The sequence below is a fragment of the Streptomyces sp. NPDC055099 genome (genome assembly GCF_053607685.1).
Window position 1 is genome coordinate 226,183 of the sequence record NZ_JBSGUA010000009.1, and the last position, 16,846, is coordinate 243,028.

Genomic DNA, 16,846 nt, shown 5'->3' on the forward strand with positions numbered 1-16,846 from the left:
TCCCCTTCAAGAACCCTTCCGGGGTCTGGCGCAGATCACCGCGCTGCTCTACGTTCCTCCCGTCATCGCATGATGAACGGGAGGACGACCCGGTGCGCACAGCGAATCCCCGATCCATCGTCATCTGGACCCTCGTCGCGCTGGTGGGCGCCGCGGGCTGGACCGTCCTGGCGCTCTCGCGCGACGAGGAGGTGTCGGCGGCCTGGATGGTCGCGGCGGCCCTCGGCTCGTACGCGATCGCCTATCGCTTCTACTCCAAGTTCATCGTCAACCGGGTCCTGAAGGTCGACAAGAAGCGGGCCACCCCGGCGGAGCGCCTGGACAACGGCATCGACTTCCACCCGACCGACCGCCGGGTCCTGCTCGGCCACCACTTCGCGGCGATCGCGGGCGCGGGGCCGCTGGTGGGGCCCGTCCTGGCCGCGCAGATGGGCTACTTGCCGGGCACCATCTGGATCATCGTCGGCGTGATCTTCGCAGGCGCCGTGCAGGACATGGTCGTCCTCTTCTTCTCCACCCGGCGCGACGGCAAGTCGCTCGGCCAGATGGCGCGCGAGGAGATCGGCCCCTTCGGCGGGGCCGCCGCGCTGCTCGCCGCGTTCGCCATCATGATCGTCCTGCTCGGGGTGCTCGCGCTCGTCGTCGTCAACGCGCTCGCGGACTCGCCGTGGGGCACCTTCTCCATCGCGATGACCATTCCGATCGCGCTGTTCATGGGCTTCTACCTGCGCATCCTGCGCCCAGGGCGGGTCAGCGAGGTCTCCCTCATCGGGATCGCCCTGCTGCTCCTCGCGCTCGTCGCCGGGCGCTGGGTCGCCGAGTCGTCGCTCGCGGACACGTTCACGCTCGCGCCGTCGACGCTGGTCATCTGGCTGGTGGCGTACGGATTCATCGCCTCGATCCTGCCGGTGTGGATGCTGCTCGCGCCGCGCGACTACCTCTCCACGTTCATGAAGATCGGCACGATCCTGCTGCTCGCGCTCGGCGTCGTCATCACGCTGCCGACGATGAAGATGGACCCGGTGACCGACTTCGCCTCACGCGGCGACGGGCCCGTCTTCGCCGGTTCGCTCTTCCCGTTCGTCTTCATCACCATCGCCTGCGGGGCCCTGTCCGGCTTCCACGCGCTGATCTCCTCGGGCACCACGCCCAAGATGGTCCAGAAGGAGACGCAGATCCGGATGATCGGCTACGGCTCCATGCTGATGGAGTCGTCGGTCGCGGTCATGGCGCTCGTCGCGGCGAGCATCATCGACCCCGGGCTGTACTTCGCCATGAACGCCCCCGCGGGCGTCATCGGGGACAACGTCCAGGCCGCGAGCCAGGCCGTCGCGAACTTCGGGTACTCCATCTCCCCCGAGGATCTCGCGCAGGCGGCCAAGAACGTCGAGGAGTCCTCGCTGCTCTCGCGCACCGGCGGCGCGCCCACGCTCGCGGTCGGTGTCTCCGAGATCTTCTCGAAGGTCACCGGCGGCTCCATGAAGGCGTTCTGGTACCACTTCGCGATCATGTTTGAGGCGCTGTTCATCCTCACGGCGCTCGACGCGGGCACACGCGTGGGCCGGTTCATGCTGCAGGACATGCTCGGCAACGTCTACAAGCCCTTCAAGAACGTCAGCTGGAAGCCCGGTCTCATCATCACGAGCGCCGTCGTCACTGGCCTGTGGGGCTACTTCCTGTGGGTGGGCGTGCACGAGCCGCTCGGCGGGATCAACCAGCTCTTCCCGATCTTCGGCATCTCCAACCAGCTCCTCGCCGCGGTCGCGCTCGCCGTCTGCACGACACTCCTGGTGAAGTCCGGGCGCCTCAAGTGGGCCTGGATCACCGGGATTCCGCTCGCCTGGGACGCCACGGTGACGCTCACCGCGAGCTGGCAGAAGGTGTTCTCCAGCGACCCGCGCGTGGGCTTCTTCCAGCAGCGCTCGAACTACCAGGACGCGATAGACGAAGGGAAGATCCTGCCGCCCGCCAAGACCATGGACGACATGCACACCGTCGTCACCAACTCCACGGTGGACGGCGTCCTTTCGGCCGCGCTCGCCCTGCTCATCGTCATCGTGATCGCGGACGCGGCACGGATCTGCGTGAAGCACGTCCGCAACCCGCAGTCGACGAAGCTGAGCGAGGCCGCGTACGTGGAGTCCAAGCTGGTCGCGCCCGCCGGGCTCATCGCGACACCGGAGGAGAAGGCGGAACTGGCGGCGGCGAAAGCGAGGTCCTCGGACGACGCGCAGGTCCCGTCATGACATGGGTGCTGCGCGGCCTGCGCTGGGTGCGGTGGTACGCGCGCGAGTTGACCGATGAGTCCGCGTACGACCGTTATGTGGAGCACAGGCGGAAGACGCATCCCGGGGCATCCGTCCCCTCCCGGCGGGAGTTCGAGCGAATGCGGACGGAGCGCCAGGAGTCCGACCCCAGGCAGGGGTTCCGCTGCTGCTGACCCCGTACTGAGCAGGCACATCGACGCGTCCGCTATCCGGACGGGGGTTCCGTAGATCAATCTCCTCGCTTAGATTTCCCGCACGTTAAAGGTGGGATAAGCGAGGGAGCGGAGCCGCGAAGTGTCAGATGCGCCTGAAGTGAGCAGACCGGTGGTCACGCCGGTCCGCGTGGTCGTTGCCCTCTGCCTCGTCGCGCCGTTCGTGGCGATGCTCTGGGTGAGCTCCTACGCGAAGGTCGAACCGACCTTCATAGGCATCCCGTTCTTCTACTGGTACCAGATGCTGTGGGTGGTCGTCTCCACCGCTCTCACCATGATCGCCTACAAGCTGTGGCAGCGTGACCAGCGCGCCCGCAAGGCCGAGCAGGCCCAGGGGGGTGCGACCCGATGAACGTGCTCGCAGCGGACACCGGCGGCGTCAACGGCATAGCCCTCGCCGTCTTCATCTTCTTCTTCGCGGCCGTCACGGCGATGGGCTTCCTGGCCGCGCGCTGGCGCAAGGCCGAGACCGAGAGCCTGGACGAATGGGGTCTGGGCGGCCGGTCGTTCGGCACCTGGGTCACATGGTTCCTGCTCGGCGGCGACCTCTACACGGCGTACACCTTCGTGGCCGTCCCGGCGGCGATCTACGCGGCGGGCGCGGCCGGCTTCTTCGCGGTGCCGTACACGATCCTCGTCTACCCGCTGATCTTCACCTTCCTGCCGCGCCTGTGGTCCGTCTCGCACAAGCACGGATACGTGACCACCTCCGACTTCGTGCGCGGACGCTTCGGCTCCAAGGGGCTCTCGCTGGCCGTCGCGGTCACCGGCATCCTCGCCACGATGCCGTACATCGCGCTCCAACTGGTCGGTATCCAGGCCGTGCTGGACGTGATGGGCGTCGGCGGCGGTCCGGACACGAACTGGTTCATCAAGGACCTGCCGCTCCTGATCGCGTTCGCGGTGCTCGCCGCGTACACGTACTCGTCCGGTCTGCGCGCGCCCGCGCTGATCGCGTTCGTGAAGGACGGTCTGATCTACCTGGTCATCGCCGTCGCGATCATCTACATCCCGATCAAGCTCGGCGGCTTCGACGAGATCTTCCAGGCGGCGAACGACAAGTTCTCGGCGGCGAACGACGCGGCGGGCAAGCCCGTCGCGGGTCTCGCGCCGGGCGAGGCCGGGCAGTGGACCTACGCCACGCTCGCGCTCGGCTCCGCGCTCGCGCTGTTCATGTACCCGCACTCGATCACGGCGACGCTCTCCTCCAAGAGCCGTGACGTGATCCGCCGCAACACCACGATCCTGCCGCTGTACTCGCTGATGCTGGGGCTGCTCGCGCTGCTCGGCTTCATGGCGATCGCGGCCGGGGTGAAGGTGGAGAACGGCCAGCTCGCGATCCCGCAGCTGTTCGAGAACATGTTCCCCGACTGGTTCACCGGCGTCGCGTTCGCGGCGATCGGCATCGGCGCGCTCGTCCCGGCCGCCATCATGTCCATCGCGGCCGCGAACCTCTTCACCAGGAACATCTACAAGGACTTCCTCAAGCCGGACGCGACACCCGCGCAGGAGACCAAGGTCTCCAAGCTGGTCTCGCTCCTGGTGAAGGTCGGCGCGCTCGCCTTCGTCCTCACCATGGACAAGACGGTCGCGATCAACTTCCAGCTCCTGGGCGGCATCTGGATCCTGCAGACCATGCCCGCGCTCGTCGGCGGCCTGTTCACGCGGTGGTTCCACCGCTGGGCGCTGCTCGCGGGCTGGGCGGTCGGCATGGTCTACGGAACGGCCGCCACGTACGGCGTCGCCTCGCCCACCCAGAAGCACTTCGGCGGCTCGTCCGACGAGATCCCGGGCATCGGCGAGATCGGCTACATCGGCCTCACGGCGTTCGTCCTGAACGTGGCGGTCACCGTGGCCATGACCTTCGTCCTGCGCGCCATGAAGGCCCCTGACGGCATCGACGAGACGTCTCCGGGCGACTACACGGCGGACGTGGGCGACCCCGGCGTCGTGGAGGAGCTGCCGCCGGCCACGGCGGGAGCACCGAGCGGGCACTGAGCCTGTTCCTGTACGCAACGCATGGCGCGGGCCGCCGGTTTCCCCCAGCGGCCCGCGCTTTGTTGTGTGCGCCGACACAAGATATGGGGCTGCCGCTCAGAGCCAGCACAAGATGTATGCTCGTGCTCGCTGTCGCCGCAGGGGAATCCGGTGCAAGTCCGGAACTGTCCCGCAACGGTGTATGAGTACGCATTTGTCGTGCTCGCAAGTCCGAAGACCTGTCGACAGTGCGCCCGTTCCGACCGGTCCGGGTGCCGACGACGTCCGGGCCTCGTGGAATGGGCTGGTGGACGCGGAGCGCAGCCCTGCCCAGGGCCGGCCCCCGTGTGTCACTCACCCCTCCCCAAGGCCCTGAGCCGAGCGAGGGAGTGCTCCACGTGACCATCGCGCCAGCCGAACCTGCGTCAGCGCAGACCACCGACGGATCGCAGACCGCCGACGGCCCAGGAACCGCGCTGCTGCGTACCCTGACCGACCTCACCGCCGACCTCCCCGACGCCGACCCCGGCCGGGTCGCCGCCGCCGCGCTGCGGGGCCGCTCGGCCAGGGCGGATCTGGCGGAGCTGCGGGAGCTGGCGACCGAGGCCGCGGCCGGCCTCATCTCCGAGGACCCGACGTACTCGCAGCTCGCGGCCAGGCTGCTCAGCCTCACCATCCGTGACGAGGCCGCGTCGCAGGGCGTGCGCTCCTTCTCCGACTCGGTCGCCGTCGGGCACCGCGAGGGCCTGATCGCGGACCGCACCGCCGCGTTCGTCACCGACCACGCGGAGCGCCTCGACGGTCTGGTGGAGGCCGCCCTGGAGGACGGCGCGGACTTCCGCTTCGGCTACTTCGGCCTGCGCACCCTGCACAGCCGCTACCTCCTTCGCCACCCCCTCACCCGGCACGTCATCGAGACCCCGCAGCACTTCATGCTGCGCGTCGCGAGCGGCCTCGCCGAGGACGGCTCCGCGCGCGCGGCGGACGAAGTCGCCGCCCTGTACCGCCTGATGAGCCGCCTGGACTACCTGCCGTCCTCGCCGACGCTCTTCAACTCCGGCACCCGCCACCCGCAGATGTCCTCCTGCTACCTCCTCGACTCCCCGCTGGACGAGCTGGACTCCATCTACGACCGCTACCACCAGGTCGCGCGGCTCTCCAAGCACGCGGGCGGCATCGGCCTCTCGTACTCCCGCATCCGCGCCCGCGGTTCGCTCATCCGCGGCACGAACGGGCACTCCAACGGCATCGTGCCGTTCCTCAAGACCCTGGACGCGTCCGTCGCCGCCGTGAACCAGGGCGGCCGCCGCAAGGGCGCCGCCGCGGTCTACCTGGAGACGTGGCACTCCGACATCGAGGAGTTCCTGGAGCTGCGCGACAACACGGGTGAGGACGCGCGCCGCACGCACAACCTCAACCTGGCGCACTGGATCCCGGACGAGTTCATGCGCCGGGTCGCCGCCGACCAGGACTGGTCGCTGTTCTCCCCGGCCGACGTGCCCGAGCTCGTCGACCTGTGGGGCGATGGGTTCGACGCGGCCTACCGCAAGGCCGAGGCCGCCGGGCTCGCCCGCAAGACCATCCCGGCCCGCGAGCTGTACGGCCGCATGATGCGCACCCTGGCGCAGACCGGCAACGGCTGGATGACCTTCAAGGACGCCGCCAACCGCACGGCCAACCAGACGGCGGAGCCCGGCCACACCGTCCACTCCTCCAACCTCTGCACGGAGATCCTGGAGGTGACGGACGACGGCGAGACGGCCGTCTGCAACCTGGGTTCGGTGAACCTCGGCGCGTTCGTGGACACGGCCGCCGGTGACATCGACTGGCAGCGGCTCGACGAGACCGTCCGCACCGCCGTCACCTTCCTCGACCGTGTCGTCGACATCAACTTCTACCCGACCGAGCAGGCGGGACGCTCCAACGCCAAGTGGCGTCCGGTGGGCCTCGGCGCGATGGGTCTCCAGGACGTCTTCTTCCGGCTGAAGCTGCCCTTCGACTCCCCCGCCGCGCGCGCCCTCTCGACGCGCATCGCCGAGCGCATCATGCTCGCCGCGTACGAGGCGTCCGCCGACCTCGCCGAAAGGAACGGGCCGCTTCCCGCCTGGGAGAAGACCCGCACCGCGCGCGGCGTCCTGCACCCCGACCACTACGGCGTCGAGCTGACCTGGCCGGAGCGCTGGGCCGCGCTGCGGGAACGTATCGCCACGACCGGTATGCGCAACTCGCTGCTCCTGGCCATCGCGCCGACCGCCACGATCGCGTCCATCGCGGGCGTGTACGAGTGCATCGAGCCGCAGGTCTCCAACCTCTTCAAGCGCGAGACGCTGAGTGGTGAGTTCCTCCAGGTCAACGCCTACCTGGTGCAGGAGCTGAAGCGCCTTGGCGTGTGGGACGCGCAGACGCGTGAGGCGCTGCGCGAGGCCAACGGCTCCGTGCAGGGCTTCGGCTGGATTCCGGCCGAGGTGCGCGAGCTGTACCGCACCGCGTGGGAGATCCCGCAGCGCGGCCTGATCGACATGGCCGCCGCGCGCACGCCGTTCCTGGACCAGGCGCAGTCCCTGAACCTGTTCCTGGAGACGCCGACCATCGGCAAGCTCTCCTCGATGTACGCGTACGCCTGGCAGCAGGGTCTGAAGACCACGTACTACCTGCGTTCGCGCCCGGCGACCCGCATCGCCCGCGCGGCGGCCGGCCAGAGCGCCGAGGCCGCCCCCGTCCCCGCCCAGACCACGGCCGAAGAAGCCGTCGCCTGCTCCCTGGAAAACCCCGAGTCCTGCGAGGCCTGCCAGTAATGAGCTCCACCGCCCACCCGTCGCCCGACCACCACCCCTCAACGACGGCGCTTCGCACCGATACCCCCTCTGGCGAGAAGAACCTCCTGGACCCGGGCTTCGAGCTGACCCTGCGGCCCATGCGTTACCCGGACTTCTACGAGCGCTACCGGGACGCGATCAAGAACACCTGGACCGTCGAGGAGGTCGACCTCCACTCGGACGTCGCCGACCTGGCGAAGCTTTCCCCGGGCGAGCAGCACATGATCGGCCGCCTGGTCGCGTTCTTCGCGACCGGCGACTCGATCGTCTCCAACAACCTGGTGCTCACGCTCTACAAGCACATCAACTCCCCCGAGGCGCGGCTCTACCTGAGCCGTCAGCTCTTCGAGGAGGCCGTGCACGTCCAGTTCTATCTGACGCTGCTCGACACCTATCTGCCCGACCCGGAGGACCGCGCGGCGGCCTTCGACGCGGTCGAGGAGATCCCCTCCATCCGCGAGAAGGCCGAGTTCTGCTTCAAGTGGATGGACTCCGTCGAGAAGATGGACCGCCTGGAGACGAAGGCCGACCGGCGCCGCTTCCTGCTGAACCTGATCTGCTTCGCCGCGTGCATCGAGGGGCTCTTCTTCTACGGCGCCTTCGCCTACGTCTACTGGTTCCGCTCGCGCGGCCTGCTGCACGGCCTCGCCACCGGCACCAACTGGGTGTTCCGTGACGAGACGATGCACATGAGCTTCGCCTTCGACGTGGTCGACACCGTCCGCAAGGAGGAGCCCGAGCTCTTCGACGACGCGCTGCAGACGCAGGTCACCGACATGCTCAAGGAGGCCGTCGAGGCCGAGCTGCAGTTCGCGCGCGACCTGTGCGGTGAGGGCCTGCCCGGCATGAACACCGACTCCATGCGCGAGTACCTGCAGTGCGTCGCCGACCAGCGGCTCCAGCGGCTCGGCTTCGCGCCGGTCTACGGCTCCTCAAACCCGTTCTCGTTCATGGAACTTCAGGGTGTCCAGGAGCTGACCAACTTCTTCGAGCGGCGTCCTTCGGCCTACCAGGTCGCGGTCGAGGGTTCGGTCTCCTTCGACGACGAGTTCTAGTCCGGCCGGTGTGTCCGAGCTGCGCGGGGCGGTTTCCGCCTCGCGCAGCTCGCGGTCGATCCGGCGGTCGTGGAGGTACCCGACGAGCGAGGGCGCGGCGAGGAGGAGGAAGACGGTCAGGACGGTCGCGTATGCGGTGAGTGTGTTCATGTCCCTTACTGTCCTGCGCGCCGGACGGGCGCGGCAGTGGCAGGACTGCCACACACCATCGACTTACTGCCACTGACGCGGCACACTGGTCGCATGCTGAAGGCCGGGACCCTGAAGAACGTGGCCGCCGTACTGCTCGACGGCGTCAATCCCTTCGAACTCGGTGTCGTCTGCGAGGTGTTCGGGCTCGATCGCAGCGACTCGGGTCTTCCCGCGTACGACTTCGCGGTGGTCGCCGCGGAGAGGGGGCCCCTGACCAATCACGCCGGGTTCTCGATCACCACCCCGTACGGCCTCGACCGGCTCGAAGAGGCCGACCTCATCACCGTTCCCGCGGGCCAGGCGTTCGTGGACCGCGACTACCCCGAGGAGCTGCTCGACGCCCTGCGCCGTGCGGTGGACCGCGGGGCCCGCGTCCTGTCCGTCTGCTCCGGCGTCTTCGTGCTCGGCGCCGCGGGGCTCCTGGACGGCCGCCGCTGCGCCGTCCACTGGCAGCACGCCACGGAACTCGCGGTGCGCTATCCGCGCGCCCGGGTCGAGCCCGACGTCCTGTACGTGGACGAGGGCCCGATCGTCACCTCGGCCGGAACCGCCGCCGGGATCGACGCCTGCCTGCACATCGTGCGCCAGGCACACGGCACCGAGGTCGCCAACGCCATCGCCCGGCGCATGGTCGTACCGCCCCATCGCGACGGCGGGCAGGCCCAGTTCGTGGCGCGCCCGCTGCCGCGCACGGCGTGCGACACCGTGGGCGGGGTGCTCGCCTGGATGGAGCGCCATCTGGACACGGACATCACCGTCGAGCGGCTCGCCGAGCGCGCGCACATGTCGCCGCGCACCTTCGCGCGCCGCTTCCAGCAGGAGACCGGCACCACCCCCTACCGCTGGCTCCTGCGCCAACGCGTGCTCCTGGCGCAGGAGTTGCTCGAAGGTTCGGACGAGACGGTGGACGCCATCGCCGGGCGTGCCGGTTTCGGCAACGCGGCGGCGATGCGCCACCAGTTCCTGCGGGCGCTCGGCACCACGCCGAACGCCTACCGCCGTACCTTCCGCGGTCCGGCCGTCAGCGTCGCTCGGCCCGCAGGACCAGACGCTTCGGCTGTAGCGTGATGCCGATCTTCGTGTCGGCGTCGGTCTCCTCGACCGGCGTCAGACGCCACTTGGGCGCCACCGTCGCCAGGATGATGGCGAGTTCGGCCAGGCTGAAATGGTCGCCCGGGCACTTGCGGTTGCCGGTGCCGAACGGCATCATCGCGAACTCCGGTACGTCTTGCGCTCGTTCCGGATTCCAGCGGTCCGGGTCGAACCGCAGATGCTGCTCGAAGGAACGCGGATCGCGCTGCATCGCGTACACGCTGTAGACGATGTCGGCACCGGCCGGAATGCGATAGCCGCCCAGGCTGGTTTCTCCCACCGACCTGCGGGTGAATATCCAGGCGGCCGGTTGTATACGCATGGCCTCCGTGACGACATTCCGGGTGTGCGGAAGGTCCCCGAGGTCGGCGAATGTGATCTCCCGGTCCGGCGCGACGGCATTTACTTCTTCAACCAATCGCCTTTCCTGCTCGGGGTGTTCGGCCAGCAGATGGAAGGTCCATGCCAGGGTCGCCGCGATATTCTCGGCGCCCGCCACGACAAGGGAGATCACATGGTCGTGAACCTCCTGATCGCTGAGCGGCTGACCTGATTCATCGCGCGCCCGCAGCATTTCGGCCAACAGGTCGTCCTGGTCTCCGCCCGCCGCCGCCCTGCCTTCGGCGATGATCTCGTCGACGAGTGCGTGCAGATCGGCGAGCGCGCTCTGGAAGCGGCGGTTGCCCTGGGTCGGCACGCGGTACAGCGGCCCGACCGAGAGCACCATCCTGCGGTAGAGCCCCTCGAAGACGGTGTGCAGCGATTCGGCGATGCGGTCCGCCTTCTCACTGATCGCGTCGACCTCCAGGAGCGAGCGCGAGACGACGCGCACCGCGGTGCGGAACATCTCCGCGTTGATGTCGATCGTGTCGCCCGGCCGCCAGCGCCCGGCGGTCATCCGGGCCTCCTCCTCCATGACCTTGGCGTAGTCGGCGATCCGCTCGCGCCTGAACGCGGGCTGCATCATGCGCCGTTGACGCCGGTGCAGCTTGCCGTTGCTGGTCGCCACCCCCTTGCCGAGGAGCACTTCCAGGGTGTCCCAGAGGGGCCCGCCGACGATGTAGTCGGGGCTCCTCAGGAGCTGCCCGACCAGTTCCGGATCGCAGACCGCGTACGCCGTCTTGGGTCCCAGCCTGATGCGTACGAGATCACCGTGATCCCGTAGCGCGGCGAGGAAGCCGAGCGGGTCGCGCACCAGGTTCCAGGCGTGGCCGATGAGCGGCGCGCCACCGCTGACAAGCGGCGGAGTCGTTGTCGCGGACAGCGCGGATTCGACGCTCATTCCTCACCCACCAATTCAGTTTCGGCCACGTCGCTCATTACCGCGTCACTCACGTACGGGGGAATGGACCGGTCGTCCCAGCTGTCCACCCGATAGCGACCGGATTCGTGATGGAACCAATACACGGAAGAGAACCAGTTCCGCATGTTGGCGATGCACGATTCCAGCGCGACCGAGAGCTCCCTGCCCTGCACGCTCCCCTCGGCCAATTGCCCGGCGAGACGGAGCACTTCCTTTTCTGCCACCAGGAAATCCGAAATGCATCGGGTGACCCGCCGGTGGACTTCCGACACCGCTTCTTCGAGGGAAAGCCCCTCGTGCTGGATCAGACTGATCCCGAGATTGTGCAATTCATCTCCCGCGAGTTCCTTGGGGAGCGAGCACAGGTCGTTGTACCAGGCGGAGAAATCCTGCGTGGCGAGCGCCGCCCGCCGATATGCGGGATGCTTCCGCACGGACGACGGCAGCTCCCGTCGCGCCGTCGGTTCGAGCAGGTCGATCCACGTCCAGTGCGCGAACGTCAGCCTGCGCAGTTCGATGTAGGCCTCGACCGTCGGGACGGTTCCGGTTCTGCGGTTCCTGAACTCCAGGTCGTACGCCTCGATCACGCTGTGGAAATGCCGCGCGAACCGGGCGTTCCAGCCCGCCCCGAGGTGCGAGTACAGCCGCAGGACGCAGTCCGCGAACCCCGCCACCAGGGGGTCACGGTGGTGCAGTTGCTGCCGGGGTGCCCGGAGTGTCTCGTGGAGCCCGCGGCACAGCCGGCGCCACTGCGCCGCCCTGCCGTGCACCGAGTCGCGGTCGTGCCGGTCGTCCCACGCGAAGAACCAACTGCTGAGGTCGGCTATCGCGCTGAGCAACTCGTCCGGCGCGCCAATGTAGTAGCCGGCCACCAGATCCGTGTAGCAGAGGCTGTCCGCGTACCGCTCGACCTTGTCCGCGGACATGAGGCGCATTTCGCGCAGCCACGTCCGGGACCTTTCCTGGAGCTGTGGCCAATACGGGTGCAGTTGGCGAGGAAACCCGGACTCGATCAGCGGAAGTACCAACGCCGGTGGCACGGATACCACCCGCGCATGTGTCTGTGTCGGTGAAATGCCATGTGAATATGCAGGCACGGACAAACCCCTCTCAGCCGCGTGAGGACGCACGCCCCTCCCGCCGTACCGGGCGCGCGCCGTTGTGTATCCCCGCGCTTTCCATTCAGCACCACAACTGACCGTTCAGGGAACAGATTTGCGCCATTCACTACCCCCCAGTGCCGAGAAAATCCCCGTACGTGACTGATTATGGATCACCAAGAGCCTGATTCGATCGCACAGCTGACCGGTCCGGGTCGGTTCATGCGAACGGCCCCTGGCCGGGAGGGAGTTCCCGGCCAGGGGCCGCAGGTGACTCGCGGGGCGCGCGAGTCCGGAGTCGTCTAGGCGTTCGGCACGACGGGGTAGCGCGGGGTGCCCTCTTCCATCTGCCGCAGCGCGTCCTTGCGGTCGCGCTTGGAGAGGCGGTCGATGTAGAGGTAGCCGTACAGGTGGTCCGTCTCGTGCTGGAGGCAGCGCGAGAAGTACCCGGTGCCCCGCACCTTGATGGGGTTGCCCTTCTCGTCCTGCCCGGTGACCTCGGCGAAGTCCGGGCGGGCCAGCTCGGCGTAGGCCGTGGGCACGGAGAGGCAGCCCTCGTTCGAGTCGTCCAGGCGGCGCCGCTCCGCGGGGAGCTCGCGCACGACGGGGTTGCAGACCACGCCGACGTGCCGCCTGCCCTCGTCGTCCATGCAGTCGTAGACGAAGACCTTCAGGTCGACGCCGATCTGGTTGGCGGCCAGGCCCACGCCCTCGGCGGTCCGCTGGCTGGCGAACATGTCGGCGACGAGCTGCTCCAGCTCGGCGTCGAAGGCGGTGACGTCCTTGCACTCCTTGTGCAGCACGGGGTTGCCGACGACCGTGATGGGCCGGGACGTGCCGCGCTCGCGGTAGGCCGTCTCCCGCTCCTCGCAGTCCTCCGTGTCGATGACGAAGCCCTCGTCGTCGACGGGGAGGACCCCGCCCGAGGCCTGCTGCTCAGTGTCCTGCGCCATTGTCCGACGTACGCCTTCCTGGGAACCCACGAGAGATAGTGCCGGTACAGCCTACGGCCAGGAGTCAGCAGACCTCTTCCAGATCCCGCCAGTCGCGGGAGTCCGGACTGTCCGCGACCCAGCCGTCGAGCAGCCCGCGCACCAGGGCGGCGGGCGCCGCGATGCCGCACTCCCGCTCGGGCACCCACAGGGCGCCGGGGCTGCGGTGGCCGAGCGGCCCGGGGTGGCCCGGCTCGCTGTGGTCGTGGGGGTCCAGGTGCTCGCCGTCGCCCTCGTCGCTCGGCATGCGGCTCTCGGAGCACATCCGGCAGAGCAGCCGCACGGACGAGGACCAGTCCTCGGCGGCGAAGCCCGCGTCCGCGGCGAGCTTCTCCAGGGCGTCCCGGTCGTCCTCGGTGGCGGCCTCCAGGAGGACCACCCAGGTGGGAACGGGTGAGGGAGCCCACAGCTCGATCTCGTCGAAGACGGGATACGAGTCCCCCGCCCCCGTCGTCCGCTCGCCGTGCGGAACGCCGTCGTGCAGCACGACCTCGCCCCAGCGGCGCCCGGAGGAGGGCAGCGGGATGGAGAGCACCTCGATGCGGGCGGGGTCGAGCCTGCGCCCCCACACGACCTCGGCCTCGCCCTCGGGCGAGAGCCGCACGGCGGCGCTGCCCAGGTCCATGCCGGTGGGCTCCCCGGAGGCGGCCACACCGCCCGGCACCTTCAGGCCGTACGCCTGCCAGGCGCGCCGGGCGAGCGGCCAGTCCTGGAGGGCGGTGGCGGCGATCCCCACGTTCCACCAGTCGGGGGCGCCCGCCGACCGGTCGAGCAGCGCGACGGCCCGCAGGCCCGCGGCCCGCGCCTGCTCCCAGTCGTGCCGGAACTTGTGGAGCAGCGCGAGGTTGAACCAGGACTCCGAGAGCCAGGGCTCGAGATCCGCCGCGCGGGTCAGGAGTGCGCCCGCGTCCTCGTACCGCCCGTCGCCGATCAGCGTGAAGGCGCGGTCGGTGGCCTGCCGCCATGAGGCGGAGGGCCGGTGCCGTCCCTTGCCGAAGATCCTCACGATTCCCGCCTGCCGATGCATAAGTTCCTGTGTTCCGCTGTGCCCGAGGGCCCTCTTCGCATCCAACCACGTACGGTCGGACGGCCGCTCATTACCCATGGGTTACCCAACCGGCGGCAAGCTATGACCGCCCCGCGAAAGCACCCGGGCCAGGGCTTCCACCACTTCGGGCTGGTAGTCGCGGCCGGTGCCCAGGCGCAGCCGCTCCAGAGCGTTGAGAGGCCCCCCGGGGCCTTCTCCCCTGGCCATCTCGTCGTACGCGTTGGCGGCCCGCACAATACGGGCGGTGAGCGGCTGGTCGCGGTACGGGTCGGCCTGCCGCTCCACGACCACGGCAACGTCGCCCTTCACCCCCGTCTGACGCACCACGGCGCCCCCGAGCAGGGCGATCCGGCGCTGTTCCGCGTCCGGCAGGGCGGCGGTGGCGCCCGCCGGCACGGGGTCGACGAGGGAGAGCTGCCCGATGTCGTGCATCAGGGCGGCATGCTCCAGGACGGTCAGGTCCGGCGCGGAAAGCCCCAGCTCACGCCCGACGGCCCGGCTGAGCGCGGCCACGCGGCGGGCGTGGCCCTGCGGGGTGTACCCGGCGATCTCGGTGGACCGGGCGAGCGAGGTGATGGTCTGCCGGTAGGTGGTCCGCACCGCCGCGTACCGCCCGAAGGACAGCTGGGTCAGGAGCAGCGGCAGGCTGAACACCGGCAGCGCCCAGAGCCCCGCCACGGCCACCGCGAGCGCCATGACGGCCCCCGTGGCGCAGACGGCGGACCCGATGCCGAGCATGGCCCGCAGTTCGTCGCGCAGGAGCGGTCCGAAGGGCCACCGGGTGCGGGCGTGCGCCATGGCCGCGGCGAGCACGGCGTCGCAGAGGGCGGTCAGGACGAGCAGCGCCACGATGACGGCGGCGAAGGCGGGCCCCTGCCCCACCCACTCCTTCAACTTCCCCGCGTTGTAGAGCGGTTGGAAACAGGCGGCGGCGAAGCCCACGGTGAGCACGCGCCGGGCCACGTGGTCGAGGGCGGGCCCCTTGCCGAGCGCCACATGCGGCACGGCTCCGACGAGCACGGCCGCCACGACCACGGCGATCACCTGGAAGACGCCGTGGTGCGTGGCCCGCCCGCCGACCTCCCCCAGCAGCGCGTACGCCAGCGCCCCCGCGGCCCCCAGCGGCGCGGGCTCCCGGTCACTGCCGCCCGTGCCCCACCGGGCCAGCTCCCCCACCGTGACGAGCCCTCCGAAGGCGAGCGCGATGCCTCCCTCGGCGACGCCGTGCCAGAGGGTCCAGCCGAGGGCGATGAGCGTAAGGGCTCCGGCGGAGCCGTGGACGGCCCTCACCGTGGCGCCGTTCCAGGAGCCGCGGGGACGCCGGGCGCCCCCTCGCGGGGCCCCGGCACCCCGCCGGTGTCCGAGGTGACCACCGGATGCCACCCGTACCGGTCGAGCGCCCGCCGCAGGGCGCCGACCATCGCGGGGTCGAACTGCGACCCCGCGCACCGGGACAGCTCGGCCACGGCGGCCGCGACGGGCCGCCCCCGCCGGTAGGAGCGCGTGGACGTCATGGCGTCGAAGGCGTCCGCGACGGCCACCACCCGGGCGAACTCCGGGATCTGCCGTCCGACGAGCCCGTAGGGGTACCCGCTGCCGTCCATCCGCTCGTGGTGGTGGAGGATCGCCGCCCGTGCCTCGCCGAGGAAGCCGATCCCGCGCACCATCTCGTGCCCGTACTCGGGATGCAGCTCGATGACCCGCCGCTCCTCCGGGGTCAGCGGGCCGTCCTTGCGTAGCAACCGGGTCGGTACGCCGAGTTTGCCGACGTCGTGGAGGATTCCGGCGAAGCGCAGGCTCTCCACGCGCTCGTCCGCCATCCCCAGCTCCCGCGCGATCATCACGGAGGCCCGCCCCACGCGCTCGCTGTGTCCGCGGGTGTAGCGGTCCTTGATGTCGACGGCCTGCACGAGCGCCCGGATGGTGGCCTGATGGGCGGCGCGCTCGCGGTGGTACTGCGCGAAGACCCAGCAGGAGACCCCCATCGGCAGCAGCACCAGGAGCGCGGCGAGCGGCCCGTACGGACTGCGCCACAGCACCGCCATCATCAGACCGGCAAGGCCGTGCACGGCGACCGGCGCGAACGACCGCAGGAAGAGCCCGCGCCACGCGCTGCGCACGGGCACCCGTTCCGCCGTGGCGAGGATGCCGCCGTCCAGGACGGTCAGTACGACGGAGAAGGCGAGGACGGCCCCTCCCGCGGGCACCAGCGCGTACGGGAAGTCGGGCGCGGCCACGGCCTCGCGCCCGCCCAGCGCGCCGTGTGTCCACGCGGCGGCCCAGGCGGCCAGGGCGAGTTGGGACGCGCGCCAGAGTCTGCGCACCCACCGGGGGCGCCGCTCGACGCGGGCGAGCAGCGCGCCCGGCACCGCGACGAGCGCGGCGGCCGCGGGCGGCAGCAGGAAGACGGCGGCGAGCAGCACGGGGAAGAAGGTGCCGAGACCGCCCGCCGGGGCGCCGGCGCGGCGGGCGATGACGCGGCAGCGGGTGATCTGCTCGCACCCGGCGTAGAGCGCGGCGAGCAGCGCGAGCGCGGCCCACGGCGTGCGCGAGCCCGCCGCGGGCACGGCGCAGGCGGCGCCGGCCAGGGCGGCGCACAGGATGTAGGCGCGCGCCCATGGAGCGATGGACCGCATGGCGCTGCCTCCTCCCCCGCGACCGCCCTCGGTCCCCCGTGACCGTCCGTCCACAGGGACCACGTTCCAAGGTCCGGAGACTAGAACGACTGCCGCACGCTCCGAGCCCCGCCCGCGGAAATTGGCACGTACGAGTGACGGTGAACAGAAAAAAGC

The 16,846-nt window shown here is 69.8% G+C and carries 13 protein-coding genes and 1 riboswitch; of the genes, 7 read left to right on the forward strand and 6 right to left on the reverse strand.

The window, feature by feature from the left end:
* The first annotated feature begins 92 nt into the window (after positions 1-92).
* The 7 genes from ACWFRU_RS23250 to ACWFRU_RS23280 all read left to right on the forward strand — a co-directional run bounded on the left by ACWFRU_RS23250 (position 93) and on the right by ACWFRU_RS23280 (position 9,587).
* A complete protein-coding gene (locus tag ACWFRU_RS23250) occupies positions 93-2,246 on the forward strand; it encodes a carbon starvation CstA family protein (RefSeq protein WP_453689811.1) in 2,154 nt (717 codons plus the stop codon).
* Positions 2,243-2,440: a YbdD/YjiX family protein gene (locus ACWFRU_RS23255; protein WP_453689813.1), complete on the forward strand. Its 198-nt coding sequence runs from the start codon at positions 2,243-2,245 to the stop codon at positions 2,438-2,440. The genes ACWFRU_RS23250 and ACWFRU_RS23255 overlap by 4 nt, the downstream gene beginning before the upstream one ends.
* Before the next feature lie 121 nt (positions 2,441-2,561).
* On the forward strand, positions 2,562-2,831 hold the full coding sequence (locus tag ACWFRU_RS23260; RefSeq protein WP_453689815.1) for a DUF3311 domain-containing protein: 270 nt from the start codon (positions 2,562-2,564) through the stop codon (positions 2,829-2,831).
* Positions 2,828-4,477, forward strand: a complete 1,650-nt coding sequence (mctP, locus tag ACWFRU_RS23265; RefSeq protein WP_453689817.1) for a monocarboxylate uptake permease MctP — start codon at positions 2,828-2,830, stop codon at positions 4,475-4,477. Before ACWFRU_RS23260 ends, mctP begins: the two co-directional genes overlap by 4 nt.
* Positions 4,478-4,593: 116 nt before the next feature.
* A riboswitch (cobalamin riboswitch) is annotated at positions 4,594-4,717 on the forward strand.
* 137 nt (positions 4,718-4,854) lie between these two features.
* Complete coding sequence (locus tag ACWFRU_RS23270; protein WP_453689819.1) at positions 4,855-7,251, forward strand: ribonucleoside-diphosphate reductase subunit alpha; 2,397 nt, start codon at positions 4,855-4,857, stop codon at positions 7,249-7,251.
* Complete coding sequence (locus ACWFRU_RS23275; protein ID WP_453689821.1) at positions 7,251-8,327, forward strand: ribonucleotide-diphosphate reductase subunit beta; 1,077 nt, start codon at positions 7,251-7,253, stop codon at positions 8,325-8,327. The genes ACWFRU_RS23270 and ACWFRU_RS23275 overlap by 1 nt, the downstream gene beginning before the upstream one ends.
* Before the next feature lie 243 nt (positions 8,328-8,570).
* Positions 8,571-9,587 carry a helix-turn-helix domain-containing protein gene (locus ACWFRU_RS23280; RefSeq protein WP_453689822.1) on the forward strand — a complete coding sequence of 339 codons (1,017 nt, stop codon included), beginning with the start codon at positions 8,571-8,573 and terminating at the stop codon, positions 9,585-9,587.
* Here ACWFRU_RS23280 and ACWFRU_RS23285 read toward each other — a convergent pair.
* The 6 genes from ACWFRU_RS23285 to ACWFRU_RS23310 form a co-directional block, all read right to left on the reverse strand.
* Positions 9,541-10,893 (reverse strand): bifunctional albaflavenone monooxygenase/terpene synthase, encoded by a 1,353-nt coding sequence (locus ACWFRU_RS23285; RefSeq protein WP_453689824.1) that lies wholly within the window; start codon positions 10,891-10,893, stop codon positions 9,541-9,543. The two genes, ACWFRU_RS23280 and ACWFRU_RS23285, sit on opposite strands and share 47 nt — an antisense overlap.
* Positions 10,890-12,011 carry an epi-isozizaene synthase gene (cyc1, locus tag ACWFRU_RS23290; protein WP_453689998.1) on the reverse strand — a complete coding sequence of 374 codons (1,122 nt, stop codon included), beginning with the start codon at positions 12,009-12,011 and terminating at the stop codon, positions 10,890-10,892. The genes ACWFRU_RS23285 and cyc1 overlap by 4 nt, the downstream gene beginning before the upstream one ends.
* Positions 12,012-12,316: 305 nt before the next feature.
* Positions 12,317-12,967, reverse strand: coding sequence for a peptide deformylase (gene def, locus ACWFRU_RS23295; protein ID WP_453689826.1), 651 nt, complete (start codon positions 12,965-12,967; stop codon positions 12,317-12,319).
* A gap of 64 nt (positions 12,968-13,031) precedes the next feature.
* Positions 13,032-14,012, reverse strand: coding sequence for a tetratricopeptide repeat protein (locus ACWFRU_RS23300; RefSeq protein WP_351163657.1), 981 nt, complete (start codon positions 14,010-14,012; stop codon positions 13,032-13,034).
* 102 nt (positions 14,013-14,114) lie between these two features.
* Entirely contained in the window at positions 14,115-15,344 is a 1,230-nt protein-coding gene (locus tag ACWFRU_RS23305) for an HD-GYP domain-containing protein (RefSeq protein WP_453689828.1), read from the reverse strand.
* Positions 15,341-16,690: an HD-GYP domain-containing protein gene (locus tag ACWFRU_RS23310; RefSeq protein WP_453689830.1), complete on the reverse strand. Its 1,350-nt coding sequence runs from the start codon at positions 16,688-16,690 to the stop codon at positions 15,341-15,343. The genes ACWFRU_RS23305 and ACWFRU_RS23310 overlap by 4 nt, the downstream gene beginning before the upstream one ends.
* Positions 16,691-16,846 lie beyond the last annotated feature (156 nt).